Annotated in this window: 17 protein-coding genes; 12 read left to right on the plus strand and 5 right to left on the minus strand. The window is 39.3% G+C overall.

The window, feature by feature from the left end; genetic code table 11:
- Positions 1-174: 174 nt before the first annotated feature.
- Complete coding sequence (gene pheA / locus J2X07_RS03590) at positions 175-993, plus strand: prephenate dehydratase (protein ID WP_310256497.1); 819 nt, start codon at positions 175-177, stop codon at positions 991-993.
- Between the two features lie 58 nt (positions 994-1,051).
- Here pheA and J2X07_RS03595 read toward each other — a convergent pair whose 3' ends face one another.
- Entirely contained in the window at positions 1,052-1,492 is a 441-nt protein-coding gene (locus J2X07_RS03595) for a universal stress protein (protein WP_310256500.1), read from the minus strand.
- Positions 1,493-1,771: 279 nt separating this feature from the next.
- Here J2X07_RS03595 and J2X07_RS03600 point away from each other — a divergent pair, with 279 nt between their 5' ends.
- Both J2X07_RS03600 and J2X07_RS03605 read left to right on the plus strand, forming a co-directional pair.
- On the plus strand, positions 1,772-2,536 hold the full coding sequence (locus J2X07_RS03600) for a class I SAM-dependent methyltransferase (RefSeq protein WP_310256503.1): 765 nt from the start codon (positions 1,772-1,774) through the stop codon (positions 2,534-2,536).
- Between the two features lie 133 nt (positions 2,537-2,669).
- Positions 2,670-4,838, plus strand: coding sequence for an FUSC family protein (locus tag J2X07_RS03605; RefSeq protein ID WP_310256506.1), 2,169 nt, complete (start codon positions 2,670-2,672; stop codon positions 4,836-4,838).
- Between the two features lie 611 nt (positions 4,839-5,449).
- On the opposite strand, the gene J2X07_RS03610 is transcribed toward J2X07_RS03605, so the two are convergent.
- On the minus strand, positions 5,450-5,881 hold the full coding sequence (locus J2X07_RS03610) for a DUF4395 domain-containing protein (RefSeq protein WP_310256508.1): 432 nt from the start codon (positions 5,879-5,881) through the stop codon (positions 5,450-5,452).
- A 282-nt stretch (positions 5,882-6,163) separates the two neighbouring features.
- Here J2X07_RS03610 and paaI point away from each other — a divergent pair, with 282 nt between their 5' ends.
- Positions 6,164-6,616 (plus strand): hydroxyphenylacetyl-CoA thioesterase PaaI, encoded by a 453-nt coding sequence (paaI, locus tag J2X07_RS03615; RefSeq protein WP_310256511.1) that lies wholly within the window; start codon positions 6,164-6,166, stop codon positions 6,614-6,616.
- Between the two features lie 51 nt (positions 6,617-6,667).
- On the opposite strand, the gene J2X07_RS03620 is transcribed toward paaI, so the two are convergent.
- Complete coding sequence (locus tag J2X07_RS03620; RefSeq protein WP_310256513.1) at positions 6,668-7,165, minus strand: peroxiredoxin family protein; 498 nt, start codon at positions 7,163-7,165, stop codon at positions 6,668-6,670.
- A gap of 752 nt (positions 7,166-7,917) precedes the next feature.
- On the opposite strand from J2X07_RS03620, the gene J2X07_RS03625 reads away from it, so the two are divergent.
- The 4 genes from J2X07_RS03625 (at position 7,918) to J2X07_RS03640 (ending at position 12,142) form a co-directional block, all read left to right on the plus strand.
- Complete coding sequence (locus J2X07_RS03625) at positions 7,918-9,078, plus strand: S8 family peptidase (RefSeq protein WP_310256516.1); 1,161 nt, start codon at positions 7,918-7,920, stop codon at positions 9,076-9,078.
- Positions 9,079-9,479: 401 nt separating this feature from the next.
- On the plus strand, positions 9,480-10,481 hold the full coding sequence (locus J2X07_RS03630; RefSeq protein WP_310256519.1) for a S8 family peptidase: 1,002 nt from the start codon (positions 9,480-9,482) through the stop codon (positions 10,479-10,481).
- A gap of 39 nt (positions 10,482-10,520) precedes the next feature.
- A complete protein-coding gene (locus J2X07_RS03635; protein ID WP_310256522.1) occupies positions 10,521-10,688 on the plus strand; it encodes a hypothetical protein in 168 nt (55 codons plus the stop codon).
- A 353-nt stretch (positions 10,689-11,041) separates the two neighbouring features.
- Positions 11,042-12,142 carry an MBL fold metallo-hydrolase gene (locus tag J2X07_RS03640; RefSeq protein ID WP_310256524.1) on the plus strand — a complete coding sequence of 367 codons (1,101 nt, stop codon included), beginning with the start codon at positions 11,042-11,044 and terminating at the stop codon, positions 12,140-12,142.
- A gap of 13 nt (positions 12,143-12,155) precedes the next feature.
- Here J2X07_RS03640 and J2X07_RS03645 read toward each other — a convergent pair whose 3' ends face one another.
- Positions 12,156-12,665 (minus strand): cupin domain-containing protein, encoded by a 510-nt coding sequence (locus J2X07_RS03645; RefSeq protein ID WP_310256526.1) that lies wholly within the window; start codon positions 12,663-12,665, stop codon positions 12,156-12,158.
- Positions 12,666-13,125: 460 nt separating this feature from the next.
- On the opposite strand from J2X07_RS03645, the gene J2X07_RS03650 reads away from it, so the two are divergent.
- The 4 genes from J2X07_RS03650 to J2X07_RS03665 all read left to right on the plus strand — a co-directional run bounded on the left by J2X07_RS03650 (position 13,126) and on the right by J2X07_RS03665 (position 16,431).
- Positions 13,126-13,701, plus strand: a complete 576-nt coding sequence (locus J2X07_RS03650) for a thioredoxin family protein (protein ID WP_310256528.1) — start codon at positions 13,126-13,128, stop codon at positions 13,699-13,701.
- Between the two features lie 222 nt (positions 13,702-13,923).
- Positions 13,924-14,832, plus strand: coding sequence for a CobW family GTP-binding protein (locus J2X07_RS03655; RefSeq protein ID WP_310256531.1), 909 nt, complete (start codon positions 13,924-13,926; stop codon positions 14,830-14,832).
- Positions 14,833-14,939: 107 nt separating this feature from the next.
- A complete protein-coding gene (locus J2X07_RS03660) occupies positions 14,940-15,506 on the plus strand; it encodes a hypothetical protein (RefSeq protein WP_310256534.1) in 567 nt (188 codons plus the stop codon).
- A gap of 19 nt (positions 15,507-15,525) precedes the next feature.
- Positions 15,526-16,431, plus strand: coding sequence for a phosphotransferase (locus J2X07_RS03665; RefSeq protein ID WP_310256536.1), 906 nt, complete (start codon positions 15,526-15,528; stop codon positions 16,429-16,431).
- A gap of 180 nt (positions 16,432-16,611) precedes the next feature.
- On the opposite strand, the gene J2X07_RS03670 is transcribed toward J2X07_RS03665, so the two are convergent.
- Positions 16,612-17,271 (minus strand): haloacid dehalogenase type II, encoded by a 660-nt coding sequence (locus J2X07_RS03670; RefSeq protein WP_310256538.1) that lies wholly within the window; start codon positions 17,269-17,271, stop codon positions 16,612-16,614.
- Positions 17,272-17,307: the final 36 nt, after the last annotated feature.

Here is a 17,307-nt window from a genome sequence, read left to right on the forward strand (position 1 = left end):
AGTGAGTAATCACTCATCTTTATTTACAGTGTATGTGAGTGGACAAGATATTGTCAAGTGAGTACTCACTCATTTTTCAAACCAATAATTTTTTTCCTAGATTGAAAATTATAAGTTGTTTAATGAAACAATAGATGTATACTGATATGAAAAGAAAAAAGGTGTGTTTTAAAAATGAAAGTGGCGTATTTAGGTCCTCAAGGAAGTTTCTCAGAAGAAGCTGCATTTCGTTATTTTACAACTGAACTTATTGAGTGGGTAATGTGTGATTCAATTCTGGAAGTAATTGAAGCTGTTGGTGAGGGGAAGGCTGAAAAAGGGATCGTTCCTATTGAAAACTCCATAGAAGGTACGATTAATATAACTGCTGATGGATTATTGACGCATGATTTGTTTGTTGAAGCAGAAATCATTTTTCCGGTTTCATTGCATCTACTTTCATTAGCAGGAGCAGACATACATGAAATCCGTGAAGTATGGTCGATTTATCCGGCGCTTGCACAGTGCAGAGATTTCATCAGACAATCACAACTGAAAACGAAACAGTTTGACAGCACTTCTTCAGCGGCACAAGCTGTTAAAAATCAAGAAAGAAAAGATGTTGCAGCAATTGCCTCTAAAGGAGCAGCTGATTTATTTCATCTGCAAATAGCGAAAAGCAATATTCAAGATAACAGCAATAATCATACGAGATTTGTTGTGATCAGCAAGGAAAATACGAAACAAAACGGAAATAAAACGATGCTGCTGATTACGCCGTGTCAAGATCATTCAGGTGTATTGTCATCTATTTTGAACGTTTTTTCTGCACTCTCTATCAATCTAACCTGGATTGAATCTCGTCCGACTAAGAAAAAACTAGGCACCTATCATTTTTTCATCGAGACGGAAAATGGGCTGCATGAAAGCAAAATGAAAAAAGCAATTACCATTCTTGAAGCTTATGAACATGACATTCGTGTTCTAGGCAGCTACCATACAACAAAACTCTAACAATAAAAGCACTGCAATTTCCAATGTGGAATGCAGTGCTCTTATTATTTTTCCGCAGCTATTTTATAACAAGGACGGGACATTCAGCCTTCTGAACGACATGATGACTGACACTTCCTAAAAACAATTCTTTAACTCCGCTTAAACCTCTGCTTCCGATTACGATGAGATCGATGCTGTTCATGGACGCATAATGCGTAAGAACATTTCCGGGGTATCCTTCAATGGCCTTTGCCACGATCGAAAGATTTGTTTTGAAACTTAAATCTGTTTTTACGTTTTGAATCATTTCTTCATTCTTTTCTTTTAATTCGTAGTTAGCTTGTTCAACAGGATAATTCGCATACGTGTAAGCAATCGAAAAGGCTGGCTGATAAACGGTAATAAGGTGTAGTACAATCTTTTCATTTTCATATGCGAAATTCACCGCATAATCTAAGGCTCTCTGACTTTCTTCAGATCCATCATAAGCGACAAGAATGTTTTGAATTGTATTCATATTAATTCCTCCCTGCATGTAGTGGTCTAACTGCTTTTATCATATAAAGTTTGAGAGAGAATGTATGTGACGGTTATCACAAACTTTATTTATTGTAGAAAAATATTGCTTTCATTTTCTGGAAATCTGATAATTAATAGTAACTTCGACAGAAATGAGGGATTGTGATGTTAAAAGCGAACCAAAAAAATAATCAGCTAATGAAGGTGCGGAAGGGTTAATCGTTATGAAATTTGGCCCTCCGTGTGTCCAAATATAAAAACATGGGGGATTTTTATTATGTCTTTTAGTAATTATGGAGAACTTTGTACGGAAGTTTATGATCTGACAAAAAAGGTTGGCCAATCATTTAGCGGGGACATTGAGTATTATGCAGAACGCTTAAAAGCTACAAAGGGACGGATTTTAGAAGCGATGGTTGGTTCTGGGAGGGTTATCATCCCCCTTTTAGAAGCTGGGCTAAAGGTTGATGGAATCGACTACTCATCTGAAATGCTAGCTTCATGTCAAAAGCGGCTTGATGAAAAAGGGTATGCAGCCAAGCTTTTTCAAGGAGAACTTCAAAATCTTCAACTGCCGCAAAAATATGACGCGATTATCATTCCGGGCGGATCTTTTCTATTGATCGAAAAACGAGAGGAATCAATTGCTGCTTTAAAACAGATGTACGAAAACCTTGAAAATGGCGGCCGTCTGATTCTGGACATTTTTTTGCCGACCGATCATTTTGAAGCCGGAAAGGTGCTTAGAACGCTAACGGTAGAGTGTCCGAATGGGGATATCATCACAATGGAAGATAAGCTGGTAGAAGTGAACTTCTTTGAACAATACAAAGTTTCTTATTTGAAATATGAGAAGTGGCGTAAAGGAAATCTGATCCAGACAGAGTTACAGCGTTTTGCGATCCGCTGGTATAGCATTCATGAGTTAAAGCTCATCATGAAAAGCATCGGGTTTAAGCAAGTAAACGTATGTGCAGATTTTCAGTATGGAAATGAACCAGCACATGCCAGCCAAAGTTTTGTGTTTGAAGCAACAAAATAAGGGATAAGTAGAACCATCAGTATTTTTTGCTGGTGGTTTTTTTCAATCGTTAACGTGGGATAATAATGAGGCGTGTGTTAGCATTAGAATATTGTTTACGAGTGAAATATATAGAAAAAGGGGAGGTGAGACGATGAGACAGCTGCATAGGAAACACCATTGGCTGGGGAGGCTGCTGGCTTCAGATCCAGGTCATATACGCCTTCATAAAGCTGCAAGGGCAACGGTTAGTTTGATGGCTTCTATTTTTACAACACTCTTTATTTTGCATATATCAGGAAAACCTTTACTCACGCCAGCCATAGTATCCGGAATGATCGGCATGATGGGGATTATGGTTGTTGTGGATGAAACGAAGAAAGATATGAAGCTAACGACACTATGGCTGGGGGTTTCAGCCATGGTTGGCGTAACATTGGGGTCGTTATTATCTGGTCATTCTTATTACATAGATCTATTGTTAGTTTTCATTGTATTTAGCACTTTTTATTTTACACGTTTTGGGGTAAGGTATTTTTCACTTTTTATGATCGGTTTCATGACCGTTTATTTTTCTTCTGTTTTGAAGCTATCAAGTGGCCAGCTTCCTTGGTTTTACATGGGAATTGCAATCGGAATTGTGTATGTATATGTGCTGAATTTTATCCTCTTCCAAAGTACTGCCAAAAACTTAAAGAGAAGCATCCGTTCCTTCCATATCCAGAGCAATCTTACTCTCAACCTGTTAATAAAAGGGATGAATGAAACGGAATTGAGTGAGAAACAAAAGAGAAACATTAAGAAAAACGTATTGAAACTTAGGGAATATGCCATCATTGTATCTGGATATATCAATGCAGAAGATGTTCAGAAAATGTGGCCAGGATTGACGCCAGTTCAGCTGCGTTTATATGTGTTTGATACCGGCATGCTGATTGAAACATTAACAGACTCTATTCGAGGCTTGAAAAATACAGATGCCCTAGAGATTGATGAAATCAGACATCTGCTCATATGGGTGACAGAGTCTCTCCGAGATGCAGAAGTACTTGCCCCAAATTATGAAGAACAAAATTTAGAAGAAGCGGAACGGGCTGTACAAAAATTGCGCCTGCTTATCATGGATCTGCTTAATCGCGATCAGCAGCCTAAAGGATGGATATTTTTAATCCGTCGTATTGAATCCATTGCAAATCATGTCATTGAAGGTGCCGTTACGATTCAGCAATCCCTTCATCATAAAAACTTAAATGAAATTGAATCTGATGCAGAGACGGACAAGGTTGAAGAAGATGAAATGGAAGAAAAAGGTCTGAAGGCATCTACGAAAAAGGCGTATCAAGCATTAGTTACAGGTGCATTATCTATCATTATCGGCCAATTCATATCGCCTGCCAAACCCTACTGGATCCTGTTAACGGCGTTTGTCGTATTACTCGGTACGGAATCGATCGGGCGGATTTATACAAAAGGATTTCAGCGTTCACTTGGAACCATTATTGGAGCAGTGCTAGGATTTACCCTTGCAAAATTACTTACGGGCCAGTCTTTTATAGAAGTTACGTTTATTTTTGTCGTCGTATTTTTAGCGTTTTATTTATTGACTGTATCCTATACGTTAATGAATGTGTTTATCACGATGCTTATTGCCTTTATGTATGATATTTTACTCGGCGGAATTACCTTTTCACTGATTGGCGCCAGGGTGTTGGATACGATTATTGGCGCTGCTATAGCGTTAGGTGTTTCTACGTTTATTTTTCCTAAAAAGACAAAGGACAAAGTCGGGGAATCAATTACCGATTTCTTTAGCGAACTAAAACCTTTTGTTACAGATTATGTAAGAGGATTTAGAGAAGATGTGAACATTAAAGAGCTTACGGAAAGCGCCTTTCAATTAGATCAAAAGCTTCAGACAATTAAGGAAGAGTCACAATCACTTTTCCAGCGGCCAGGTACTTCCACGCATTCTGATATTAGCCGTTGGACAACTGTGTTAGCAGCGATTAATTACTATGCCAGACATTTAGTTGCCTCTTCGTATAGAAAGGGATTTGAATATCCTAAAGAATTGGAACAGGTCTTTATAAAAATAGAAGAAAAATTGAACCATAACATCGAATCCTTAAACTGTCTGATAAAAGGTACCGAACTTAAACCCAACATCTATAGTCTTGACCATGAAAGAGAACAAATTGAAAAGCTTGCACCAAGCAGGAAACAATCACAGCGCGACCTCATCCATCATCTTTATTACATATGGCGGATTAATCATTCAATTGCAGAGTTAGCCCTGGAACTAGGTGGCATTGAGGAAGAGTAGCTGCAGATTTTTTCCCTTTTCATTTGAATAACAAAGGAAATGACCTAAAGAAAGTTTCAGGTCATTTTATAATTTATGAAAAGAAATACGAACCCGCAATAAACGGAACGGCATCTTTTGTCATTGGTAAAAAGAGAAGACTTTGTAAAAGGTTAATCTTCGTTCCCATTATCTAGTCAAAGAAGAACACTCCAAAATCCCTTATCAGCAACAATCTTTTAAAAGGCTGTTTTCTAAAAGATTGTTGCTTTTTAATCTTATTTTAATGTCTTCTTTGACAGCTGATTGGAGTAGAAGGTGTGAGACTCCTGCGGGACAGGCGGGCAGTCCGAAAAGCGTAAGCGGTTTGGTCAGCCCCGACAAGCAAAAGGGAAATGGGCTAAGAAGGAGCTTTTTGCCTTCATGACCATTAAACTTTTGACCTCGAGGGGCTAACCGCTGCAGCTAGACAGGTGAGACACTTAAAAGTGAAACGTACGAATGTGGCTCACCGCCTGCGCCGCGGAAAGCGAGCAACCTGGAACGGAAATCAACTACTATCAAAAGCATCAAAGAATACGAAAACAGCCTAAAAAAGACCCCTGATATCAGGGGTCTTTCCTTTATTTTGATTAATGCTGATTATGTGTTTTGTGATATCGATATTGCTGCCATCTAAATCGAATGAAACAGCCGACGCAAAATCCTAAAATCGCGATAAAAGAAGCTGCTGCAACCATGATTGTTGCAACAAGAGCCATTATTGCCCAGTTCATCATATAGCTGATAAAGCCAATGGCTAGAAGAGAAATGGCGATGATTTGGTTGAATTGCTGCTGATCTTTGTCTTCAGGAATATATTCGGATGGCTTTTTCTGCAGAAACAGTTTAGCCACTCGCATGATTGGATTAAACTCAAAAAACATACCCAGCAGTCCAGCGGTTAAAGGGATCAACAGAAACCAAGCTTGCCCTGTTAGCCAAGTGGCAATGACAGATAAGAAAATGAACCATTGGTTAGTACGTACTAAAGGTCTAGGGATAGAAGAAATGTTTTGTGTCAAATTAATTCCGACCTTTCATATTGGATTAATTACTATATTGTACGTGTATTTGCATAGAATGTGAAGTGTTAAGCATTAAATATGTAATTGGAAATCGTTACAATGCTGAAAAAGCGGACTTCAATTTATCGGAGTACGAAATGCTAGGGCTAAAATCAAAGCAGAGGAATATGCCGATTTAATGGAGAAATTATTGCTGTCTCATACATTTGACCAAATTCCTTTAATAATAAAAGGTGTTTCATATAGTGGAAAAGAACTTTTTATTAAGAGGTGATTGAAGTGAAGACAAAGCGAGACGACGTAGAGGTGCATTATCAACACACAAAAGAGATTCGTGAAAAGCTAAATCAAGACACATTTGCTAAGTGGCTAGGGATCGAGTTGACCGAAATGGGACCAGGCAGTGCCGAAGCTGAAATGATGATTACAGAAAATATGCTGAACGCACACGGAACTGCCCATGGGGCCGTATTGTTTGCAATTGCTGATTTTGTATTTGCTGTTGCATGCAATTCTTATGGCAAAACATCGGTTGGTTTGCAAGTGAACATTGGATATTTAGCTGCATGTAAGCAAGGAGAGAAAATTACAGCAAAAGCAACGGAAATCAAACGTAATAACCGCACTTCCTGGTATGAAGTGACGGTCGAGAATGAAAAAGAACTCGTCGCTCACTTGAGTGCGTTATCTTACCGCAAAAACGACTATTTTGTAAGCGGGGAAGAGAGCTGAATTATATGATCCCACTGTAATCCTATCAAAAAGAGTGAGGCGCAAATGCCCTCACTCTTTTAATGTCTTCTTAATATATTTAATTGTCTTTCTTAGATCTTCAGCTGATGGCCTGCCGAATGGTCCTGTTTGTACGTCTGAATAGAGAAGACGTTTTTTATTATCCACTAGGAAGATTGCGGGTTCGCCATGTGCACCGTGATCTTCATATAAATCATCATTATGGTAATGAACACCATATGGCTCGGCAGCGTTTCGTTCAGGGTCACTAAACACAGGGAACGAAAGGGCGTGTGTCTCTTTCATTTTATTCAAGTTTTCGCGTTCATCTGTTGAAATGGCTAGAATATGAACGTTCAGTTCTTTGAACGTATCGAGATTTTGTTCGAGTTCTTTTAACTGATCGTTACAAACTGGACACCACTCGCCGCGGAAGAAAACGAGCAAGTGGAAGCGGTCATCTTTTTCCAGATGCTGATGGAAGGAAAATGGATCACCTGTTTCGCTATATAACATAAAATCTGGTGCTTGATCTCCTGTTTTTAACATATATAATTCCTCCTGGTTAATTGTCATCTTCAATATAGCTATTCCTCATCTAAAAGAATTTAAACAAACCCTATTTATAAAAGGTCCTTTTCTAAAAGTTTGTTGCTGCTTGGAGTTTTTTACGAAGCTCTTCATAGAAAATTAATTGAAGTGCAAGGTGTGAGACTCCAGCGGGATCAGTGTGACAGTCCTAAAAGTGAAAATGGTTTGTTCAGCCCCGACAAGCAAAAGGGAAATGGTCTAGGAAGGCGCTTTTTGCCTTCAGCAACATTTAACTTCTGACCTCGAGGGGCTAGCCATTGTAGCTAGACAGGTGAGACCATTCAATGTCGCAATGTGACGAGTGGGCTCACCGCACGCCGCGGGGAAAGCGAGGAACCTGGAGTGGAAATCAACTACTTTCATGAGCAGCAAAGTTTACGAAAACAGCCTTTTAAAAGAAACAAGAAAATTTCGATATAGTAAACCATTTCAACAGAATAAAATAGAGTGAATTGAATTAACGAACACCTCAACATTTTGATTAGTACCTATCCTTTATTTATAGTGCATCGGACTTAAGCGAATATGAAAAAAGATACATAAAACGAAGTGCGTGATAAATGACCTTTTACCTATTTTAAGTTGTAACTTTAAAATTTTAGTAGGATTTAATTGTTTTTGCTAGAATAGTAAAATTTTTCTTTATTTTCTGTTATTTCACCCCTATATTAGAAATTGCTAGCAAACAAAAATTCGAAGGAGTGAAGTAAATGATTAAGAAAATCGCCACTATGGCAGCATTAGTACCGTTAGTTATTTCTCTTGCGTCACCAGCAGCAGCAGCGACACTAACTGAAAAGAAGGTGACATCTACTCCTCAAGAAATTATCGTAAAATTTAAAGACAGCGTGTCAGACTCAGCAGCAAAGTCGTTTGCAGTAAAAGCAAAAGACGAAGTTGTAAAAAATAATTCAAAGTTCACAGTCATCAAAGTTAAAGATGGAGATGTTAATGCAGCGATTAAAGAATACAAAAACAGCGGTAAGGTAGAGTACGCAGAGCCGAACTATACATACCACGCGACTTGGACTCCGAATGATACGTACTTCTCAAATGGCGTGCAATGGGCTCCACAAAAAGTTAGCGCACAATCCGCTTGGGATATCACAAAAGGTTCATCTAGCGTAAAAGTTGCAATCGTAGATACGGGTGTTGACTACAATCACCCTGATCTAGCGGGTAAAGTAGTTAAAGGATATGACTACGTTGATAATGATTACGATCCAATGGACTTGAACAACCATGGAACACACTGTGCAGGAATTGCTGCAGCAGTAACGAACAATGCAAAGGGTATCGCGGGAATGGCTCCAAACGTATCCGTTCTTGCAGTGCGTGTACTTGATGCAAACGGAAGCGGTACTCTTGATGCCGTTGCGAACGGAATCTATTATGCTGTAGATAATGGAGCAAAAGTTGTTTCATTGAGCCTAGGCGGATCAAGCGGTGCAACTTCTCTGCAAAACGCAGTGAATTATGCAGCGAGCAAAGGTGTAGTTGTAGTAGCAGCTGCAGGTAACGAAAGCACTTCTGCTCCAAGTTATCCAGGTTACTATTCAAATGCCATCGCAGTAGCAGCAACTGATTCAAGTGACAGACTTGCTTCTTTCTCTAACTATGGATCTTGGGTTGATGTTGCAGCACCTGGTGTAGATATCGCATCTACAATACGTAATGGCGGTTATGCTTACATGTCTGGTACTTCTATGGCGACTCCGCTAGTTGCTGGAATCGCTGGACTCTTAGCTTCACAAGGACGCAGTGCATCCAACATTCGTGCAGCGATTGAAAACACAGCTGATTATGTTTCAGGTACAGGAACCTATTTCTCTAAAGGCCGCGTAAATGCAGCTGATGCTGTACGCTACTAAAATGAATTAAAAAATAGAAGACTCCCAAAATCGGGCACAACACACGGTTTGGGAGTTTTTATTTTTGGAAAATAGTATAAAGGAACGGGGAGTTAATGTCGAAAAAAAGAAAAAATCTTGTTGTAGTCACGTCTCTTGATGCGATATATGTCGATTTGGACAAAAAGTCACATTTTTAAATCGGGACTTGTTACAGCATTTTACAGTTTGATAGAATAGTAATAATAACCCTCACCCTAGATCATCATTTTCCGAAAAACGATTTTGGAAAGGAGGATCACTTCATCTTCTAATACGCAACTCATCCCTATTCTAAATTGCAGCAAGGACTCCATAAAACTATTTTGCAACTCCTGTCTTGAATCGATGTTTATAAAAGTTTAAAAAGGGAGGTAAGCATTATGAGTGAAGTTCGTTTAATACCATTTGTCATGGAAGAAGTCTTACAGTCTGCCAAAGAGGAAATTCCATACGGTGTTGAAATGATCAATGCACCGGCGTTCTGGAAAGAAGGAGAAAAAGGCGGCACGGTTGTGGTTGCGGTACTCGATACGGGGTGTGACATCAATCATCCTGAGCTTAAAGACCGCATTGCAGGCGGACGGAATTTCGTGGATAGTAATCCGGATGATTATACAGATGCACATTATCACGGGACACATGTAGCCGGAACGATTGCTGCCACACTGAACGAAGCTGGTGTAGCAGGCGTAGCACCTGAAGTGAAGCTTTTAATTTGCAGGGTGCTAGGTAAGGACGGAAGCGGATCTTATCAAGGAATTATTGACGCAATCGATTATGCCGTTAAATGGCGTGGTGAAAATGATGAGCGTGTACGTGTCATCTCCATGTCACTCGGCGGTCCAGAAGATGTTCCTGAACTGCATGAATCGATTCAGCGGGCAGTTTTAGAAGATGTGCTAGTAGTATGTGCGGCTGGAAATGAGGGGGACAACAAAGAAAACACGGACGAGTTTGCTTATCCTGGTGCTTATAAAGAGGTCGTAGAAGTGGGGGCAGTTGACGAGAAAATGAAGCTTGCTCCATTCTCAAATACGAATGATGAGATTGACCTTGTAGCGCCAGGAGTTAATGTGATTTCTACTTATCCTGGTAATAAATATGCAAAGCTTTCTGGAACTTCAATGGCCACACCGCACGTTTCAGGAGCGGCAGCATTATTAATCGCAAGAGAAGAAAAATTATTTGAGCGCAAATTAACTGAAGCAGAAGTGTATGCTCAATTGGTTAAAAATACATTAAGCATCGGGTTAACGAAAAAAGCAGAAGGGAACGGTCTGCTCGTTTTAAATGCGCAAGAGAAAGCAGTGTGTGACCAAGAGACCTTCAGAGTGATGAGAACTCCGGTCGAAACGGCTGCATCCATTGAGTCAGATTCATAACAGCGCGCAATTTCTAATGAAGGAAAGGCGTGATGGAGGATGGCGTTTAAAATCCTGGCACTGCTGATTAGTTTTGCTACTCTATGTGTAAGGATTTATGAGGAAATGAGAAGGAGGGCAAAAATACAAGCACAGAAAGAAGAATTGGAACGGAAAAAGAAAAAACGCAAAAAAGTCACAAAGAAAAAAGAAAAGGATACCGCATAAAAAATGAATAACTTTATTGAAAGCTGATCTTGTGGACAAATTGAAGTCCAGTAAGGATCAGCTTTTTAGTTTTTTAATATTCGGCATATGCTAGTTCGCAAAAAATGTAGATTGATGTCTGTTCGTGGTTATTTGAAGAAAAAGTCTGGAAACATAGTTCATTTATGTGGGATTATTTTAATTTTTTCTGCCAATATGACCGGAATATGTGGGAATACAGAACAAAAATCTGGGATTACTGATTTTTTGGTACTAAAAATAGCGTTTAAATCATGCCAATCTCTAAAATTGCTTTCCTTACCTTTAATCGGTAGTATATTTTATACCATTGTAAAGTAGAGAGGAAACGAATCATGCTCATTATCGGTATCATTTTAGCTCTTCTTTTAGTAATCATTCTGTTTCTAACATTAAACCCTGTATTCGGAAGACGTCCATCAAAGACTGAAAGAAGCGAATTTGAAAAGCTGAATCATTTTTCTGATGGAACGTTCTTCAATCAAATCCCAACATCGATGGCGACGAACTTCCGGGAAATGCTTCCGGTTTTAAAAGAGTTTATAAAAGGAAATCCGAATAGACAGCCAAAACAACCGATTTCAATTGAACCATTAGATCTTTCTGCACAAAACGTTAAACATGAAACGAAGATTACTTGGTTTGGTCATTCAGCTTTCTTGCTGCAAACGAACGGGAAAAATATTTTAATCGACCCGATGTTTGGACGTGCTCCTTCACCGGTTCCGATTTTCGGAAACAAACGGTACAGCAGGAAATTGCCTTTCAAAATCGATGAGCTGCCTGAGATTGATTTGGTCATTCTTTCACATGACCATTACGACCATCTCGATTATGGATCGATAAAAAAATTAAAAGCTAAAGTTTCCCAATTTGTTGTTCCTTTAGGAGTTGGTGGTCATCTTGAAAGATGGGGCGTTCATAAAGAGAAAATCAAGGAATGTAACTGGTGGGATCAAGCCGATTTTGGTGGACTTTCTCTCGTTTGTGCACCGTCGAGACATTTTTCGGGAAGAAGTTTAACAGACCGAAATTCTACGTTATGGTGCTCTTGGGTCATAAAAGGGACGGATTTTAATCTTTATTTTAGTGGTGACAGCGGCTATGGGCCGCATTTTAAGGAGATCGGGGAAAAGTTTGGTCCGTTCGACGTAACATTGATGGAATGTGGTCAATATCATGAAAAATGGTCAGCTATCCATATGCTGCCCGAAGAAACGGTCCAAGCTCATCTTGATGTGAGAGGGGAGCTGTTGATTCCGATTCATTGGGGTGCTTTTACTTTGTCATTGCACGATTGGACAGAGCCGGTTGAGCGGGCGAAAAAAGCGGCTTCTGCACGAGCCGTTGCCGTTTCAACCCCGAAAATAGGTGAGACAGTTATTCTGAATACAGAAGAATATCCACAATCCACTTGGTGGAAACAAAAAAGCTAGGATGATAAATCTCCTAGCTTTTCCATATTTCAAACAATGGTCCTTCTTTCCCGAAGATAGGATCGGTGTCGGGGTATGGAACTAACATAATGTTGTCCAAAACTTCTGGCCGTTCATCGGCGTTTCCTTTTTTTAGATCGTGCTCCATTCCGTTTGGATAGGCACCTGCGGCTTTGAAATCTTCACTCGCACTTAACTTTTTATGTCCCGTCCCCGCTGGCAGAATCATAACATCTCCCTCTGAAATTTCTACAGGGATACCTTCCTCGCCGCCAAGCTGAATAACTGCCTCACCGCTGATGACAGCAAGTACCTCATGGGTATTGCTATGGTAATGGTGATAATCGAACACGCCGTTTTCCCAGCCATTACTCCAGCCATTCACTTCAAATACGTTCAATGCATCTTCAGGAACGTCTTTTAAGGCACCAACGTATAAAAGAACCGGCCATGCAGGATGATTTGGAATTTTACCATCATCCGTGAAAAATAAAGATTTCACATTTTCATTTAATGTTTTCATATTGTCACAGACTCCAATCCAGGTTTTACACAAATCATTCCCCGTAAACCGTTTGTTAAATCCTGTTATTTGATATGTGAAAGATTTTTGTATTCGACACCATTTTTCCAAAAAAATATTATTTCGATTGAAAATGGAAGAATAATTGCGAAAAACGAAATAAATTGGCGAAAACTTATGTGTTTAAAATAGTTTCTTTTCTCCAAAATGGTGGTATTAATTAGAGTACAAGGTTTAAATGTTAGCGAAAGGTGGAAATCAGTATGAAATACAAAGTGAAGGACTGGCTTCGGTTAACTCCGCATGAAAGATACTTGCTTTTGTTCGCTGTTTCCCAACTACAGAAAAGACATCGCGCGGGATAAAAGTAGCAATTTAAAAATTTTAGGCGTTTTCATTGCCACAACTCCCCCTTGTTTGGTTACAATAAGAATAGATAAAGAACAGGGAGGAACACAAAATGGCAGACCTCAATCCATGGTTTGAAAAAGGCATGACTCGCTATGACTATATAAATAATATGAAAACACACAAAGAAAATCTGCTGACGATCTACAATGCTTTCGTTCTGCCTGATCCGATGAAGGACGCATTGCAAGGCATGCAAAAAAACCGGTTGAGAGCGATTGCCATCACAGAGGACTGGTGTGGTGATGCAATGCTGAATCTCCCTGTATTCATGCGTATGGCTGATGAAGCGCTGATCGATGTGCGTTTTATTTTACGTGACCAGAATCCGGAATTAATGGAACGGTATTTAACAAATAAATCGAAATCCATTCCGATTATCATCTTTATTGATGAAAAAGGAAAAGAGATTGCGAAATGGGGACCTCGTGCTCCGAAATTACAGCAGCTGGTAGAAGAGAGGAAAAAGAAAGTGCCTGCCAAGGACGATCCTCGCTACGAAAAAGCATTCAAGCTTTTTGCGGAAAAGATTGCATCATTATTTACGACAGACCACGCCCTTTGGGAAGAGGTCAGTCTCGATATCATCAAAAAATTAATAGCGAAAGCGAATGTGAACAGCCTTTGATTCAAGGCTGTTTTTTATTTGTGGTTTTGTTGATTGATAAGCGGCGAATCTCTTTGTCAGCTACGAGCAATACTTGCACGAAAACTAAGAGTTGCACCGAGTAATCGCAGGTGCATCGTTCTTCGGTTGCTCATTTAGGAGTACTAGCACCAAATCAACAAATGCTTCTCATATTGAACTATAGTAAAATGAAGTAGGAAATTATGGACGATGAGGTGCAGTATGAAAAAAGTGAACGTCTTGATCCTTGCGGGCTTTTTGGGCAGCGGGAAAACGACACTGCTGAAACAGATTTTACAGAGAGAAAAAGAGATGAATCACAAAACAGCTGTCTTAATGAACGAACTTGGTGAAGTATCAATCGATTCGGACGCTGTTCCTAGTGATGTTCCGCTTAAAGAGCTGCTCAACGGCTGCATTTGCTGTTCGCTGTCAGATCAGCTGGAAAAACAGCTTTGGGGGCTATGTAAAGAGAACGAATTGGATACTTTAATTATTGAAGCAACTGGCGCAGCTCATCCGATTGATGTGCTCGATGCTTGTTTGTCTCCTTATTTATTGGATGAACTGCATGTTGCGGGTATTATTTCGGTGATGGATGCCCCTCGCTGGCTAAATCGTGATACGATGAGTGTGCAATCGAAAATGCTCATGATTGAACAGATCAAACATGCTGATTATCTAATATGGAATAAGACCGGGGATTTAAAGAAAGAGGAGATCCAGCAGCTGAAAGATGATGCTGCACGTTTGAATGAAGGAACTCCTTCTATTTTGACTGACTTAGCAAAAGTTGATCTTGATGCATTAATGAATCTAACACGAAAAGAACGAAAAAAGCATCAATCCATACCAGCTGAAAAGCTAAAGGTCAAAACATGGGTGTACCCCTTTAAAGGTGCTGTGAAGAAGGAGGCATTCGAAAACTGGCTGCGGGAAATGCCGTCTTCTATCTATCGAATCAAAGGTTATATCAAACTGGAAGACGAACAAATCTACCTGTTTCAATATTCATACGGACTGCCGAATTACGAGAAAGAATTCATGAAAATGCCGCTTAGGCTCGTTTTTATTGGAGAAAATTTAGATACCGCAATATTAAAAAATGGGTTAGAAAAACTTGTGATATAAGGCGCCTTGGATGAATATCCTTGGCGTGTTTTTTGTGTTCAAGATTCTTTACATATGATAATCTTAATTTATCATAATTTTCCAATTTTATTTTATGGAGGAAGTGCATGGGTACTGAAAAAGTAGCATTTACGTTTAAAGTAAAAGAAGAGAATAAAGGAACAATGTATTTCTTTTTAATTTTTATCGTCGTCTTGCTTTTGGTATCCATTGTTGGCATTTTTCATGAAAGCCGTTCACAAAAAGCCCACGTAGCCTTATATATTGCTCAAGAATGGTCAAATGCTTTACTGACTTCCAATGAATCCTTGCAATATGAATTGTTGAGTGCTGATGCAAGAAAATTCTACATGGATGACCGGGTAAAGTTGAATGAAGGTGTGAAGGCATCTGAATTTGAGAATCAAGAAGTTATTCGATGGATCGATGATAGCAATCATTACATTTTTCAGCTCCATAACTATGGACTAAAAGATTGTTCCAATTGTTATAGGGATGTTTGGGTGCAAATGATGAACGGGCCATTGGGATGGAAGGTGACAGAGTACAATTTTTCAAAAGAACGTACTAAGAAGTATTTAAAGGATTCGAATGGGGAAAACGTATTTTCTTCAAAAGAGATTGAGGAAGAAGAAAAACCGTTCTTGGAAAAACTTTTTGATAACTTCTTGTAAGTTTTAGGAGGAACGATAAATGGCAACACAGACAGACTTTAAAATTGAAGCAGAACTCGTTAAAAAATTATTGGATGAACAGTTTTCGAAACTATCATCAATGCCTATTAAAAAATTAGGTGAAGGGTTAGATAATACCGTTTATCTGGTTGGAGAGGAATTTGTATTTCGTTTTCCGAGAAATGATAGTAATGTACCGGGGCTCATGAGAGAGGGGAACATCCTTCCAAAACTGGAGTCTATTATTGATCTTCCTTACCCGAAACCGGTTTTCTATGGAGAAAAAAGTGAAGAATATCCTTTTCCGTTTCTGGGCTACCCTTACATGCGAGGGAAATTCCCTATCGGGTTGAGTGATGAGCAGCGTTCCATGTCTGCAGAAACTTTGGCACAGTTTTTAAGAACATTACATAACTTTCCCTTAGATAAAGCAAGAGAGCTAGGTCTGTTGAATGACGCACGTGATCTACTAAATATTCAGAACAGAAAAGAGTATGTTATTAATCACTTTATGGACGAATTGTCTCTACATTTAGAAAAAAATGATTATGAGTTGCTGTCGGATTATTTGAATCAGTTAGAAACTGGTTTTGTTCAACTAAAAGAAGTCTTTCTTCATGGAGACCTGCATTTTAAAAACATCATGGTTGATGAAGCTGGCAAGATCTCTGGAATCATCGACTGGGGAGATATGGGGATCGGCCACCCTGCTTGTGATTTAAGTGCTGTTTATAGTATTTTGCCTCCACAAGCAAGAAAAGCTTTTTATAAGGTGTATGGAGAAGCAGATGAAGAGACGAAAGTGTTAGCTAGATTCATAGCCGTATTTATCGCGATGGTTTTGCTGCTGCAAGCAATGGAGGACAAGGATGATGAGGTTGCAGCAGAAGCAAAAGCTACGATAAAGCGTGCAATTTCTAATTAAAGGAGGATACACAATGTTACTTGGTATAATCGGGCCCGGGAGCATCGGTTTAATTGTAATTCCTATTCTATTAATCCTTTTAGTCGTGTACTATGTTAACTATTTTAATAGAAAACACAAAAATAGATAACGATAAAAGTGAAAGAGAGCTGAACGTCCAGCTCTCTTTTTTGTCTTAGATTACACGTTCAGTATCCCACGTAAATCCTCAAATATATAATCTGGCTGAATCCCGAGTTCATCGACTTCTAAATTAGAACGGTTGATCCAGGCAGTACGGAAACCAAATGAAGATGCACCTGTAATGTCCCAGAAATTTGAGCTCATAAAGAGGAGTTCATGTCGCTCGACTTCCAATTTTTCAAGCGCATACTGATAGGCAGCTGCCGCCGGTTTGTATTGTTTCACATCATCTACGGACAGAATATCCAGTAAATCATGGAGTTCTCTTTTTTCAACAAGGGGTTTGAGCATGCTAGGCGTTCCATTCGAATAGATGGTTCTCTTTTTGCCGTTCTCTTTTAATTGCCGCATCGTATCTTTCACTTCTTCATAAACCTCTAATTCTAAATATGAATTCATCAACTGTTGAACAGCATTTTCTTTGCAATCTTCATGCAGATTTTTTAAAGTATACAAAAGTGCATCTCGAGTAACATCAGAGAAAGGTTTGTAATTACCGGTGATCTGATGAAGCATAAAGTACTCGACTTGTTTTTTGCGCCACTGCAGACTGATCTCTTTTCCTTTACCCGGAAACAAGCTTTCTGCAGTTTCTGAAACGGAGTGCACATCGAAAAGAGTTCCGTAGGCGTCAAACACATAAGCTTTTATTGTCATGAAAAACACCACCTTATTCACACATCTTACCCGAAA

The sequence above is a fragment of the Fictibacillus barbaricus genome, from assembly GCF_031457135.1.
Classification (GTDB): domain Bacteria; phylum Bacillota; class Bacilli; order Bacillales; family Fictibacillaceae; genus Fictibacillus; species Fictibacillus barbaricus_A.

What these genes read in the sequence shown, in the direction of transcription:
- J2X07_RS03640 (WP_310256524.1), top strand. Translation starts at nt 11,042, where the DNA reads ATGCTCATTATCGGTATCATTTTAGCTCTTCTTTTAGTAATCATTCTG.
- J2X07_RS03670 (WP_310256538.1), bottom strand. Translation starts at nt 17,271, where the DNA reads ATGACAATAAAAGCTTATGTGTTTGACGCCTACGGAACTCTTTTCGAT.
- J2X07_RS03630 (WP_310256519.1), top strand. Translation starts at nt 9,480, where the DNA reads ATGAGTGAAGTTCGTTTAATACCATTTGTCATGGAAGAAGTCTTACAG.
- J2X07_RS03665 (WP_310256536.1), top strand. Translation starts at nt 15,526, where the DNA reads ATGGCAACACAGACAGACTTTAAAATTGAAGCAGAACTCGTTAAAAAA.
- J2X07_RS03635 (WP_310256522.1), top strand. Translation starts at nt 10,521, where the DNA reads ATGGCGTTTAAAATCCTGGCACTGCTGATTAGTTTTGCTACTCTATGT.
- J2X07_RS03595 (WP_310256500.1), bottom strand. Translation starts at nt 1,492, where the DNA reads ATGAATACAATTCAAAACATTCTTGTCGCTTATGATGGATCTGAAGAA.
- J2X07_RS03620 (WP_310256513.1), bottom strand. Translation starts at nt 7,165, where the DNA reads ATGTTAAAAACAGGAGATCAAGCACCAGATTTTATGTTATATAGCGAA.
- J2X07_RS03625 (WP_310256516.1), top strand. Translation starts at nt 7,918, where the DNA reads ATGATTAAGAAAATCGCCACTATGGCAGCATTAGTACCGTTAGTTATT.
- J2X07_RS03645 (WP_310256526.1), bottom strand. Translation starts at nt 12,665, where the DNA reads ATGAAAACATTAAATGAAAATGTGAAATCTTTATTTTTCACGGATGAT.
- J2X07_RS03600 (WP_310256503.1), top strand. Translation starts at nt 1,772, where the DNA reads ATGTCTTTTAGTAATTATGGAGAACTTTGTACGGAAGTTTATGATCTG.
- pheA (WP_310256497.1), top strand. Translation starts at nt 175, where the DNA reads ATGAAAGTGGCGTATTTAGGTCCTCAAGGAAGTTTCTCAGAAGAAGCT.
- J2X07_RS03655 (WP_310256531.1), top strand. Translation starts at nt 13,924, where the DNA reads ATGAAAAAAGTGAACGTCTTGATCCTTGCGGGCTTTTTGGGCAGCGGG.
- J2X07_RS03605 (WP_310256506.1), top strand. Translation starts at nt 2,670, where the DNA reads ATGAGACAGCTGCATAGGAAACACCATTGGCTGGGGAGGCTGCTGGCT.
- J2X07_RS03660 (WP_310256534.1), top strand. Translation starts at nt 14,940, where the DNA reads ATGGGTACTGAAAAAGTAGCATTTACGTTTAAAGTAAAAGAAGAGAAT.
- J2X07_RS03650 (WP_310256528.1), top strand. Translation starts at nt 13,126, where the DNA reads ATGGCAGACCTCAATCCATGGTTTGAAAAAGGCATGACTCGCTATGAC.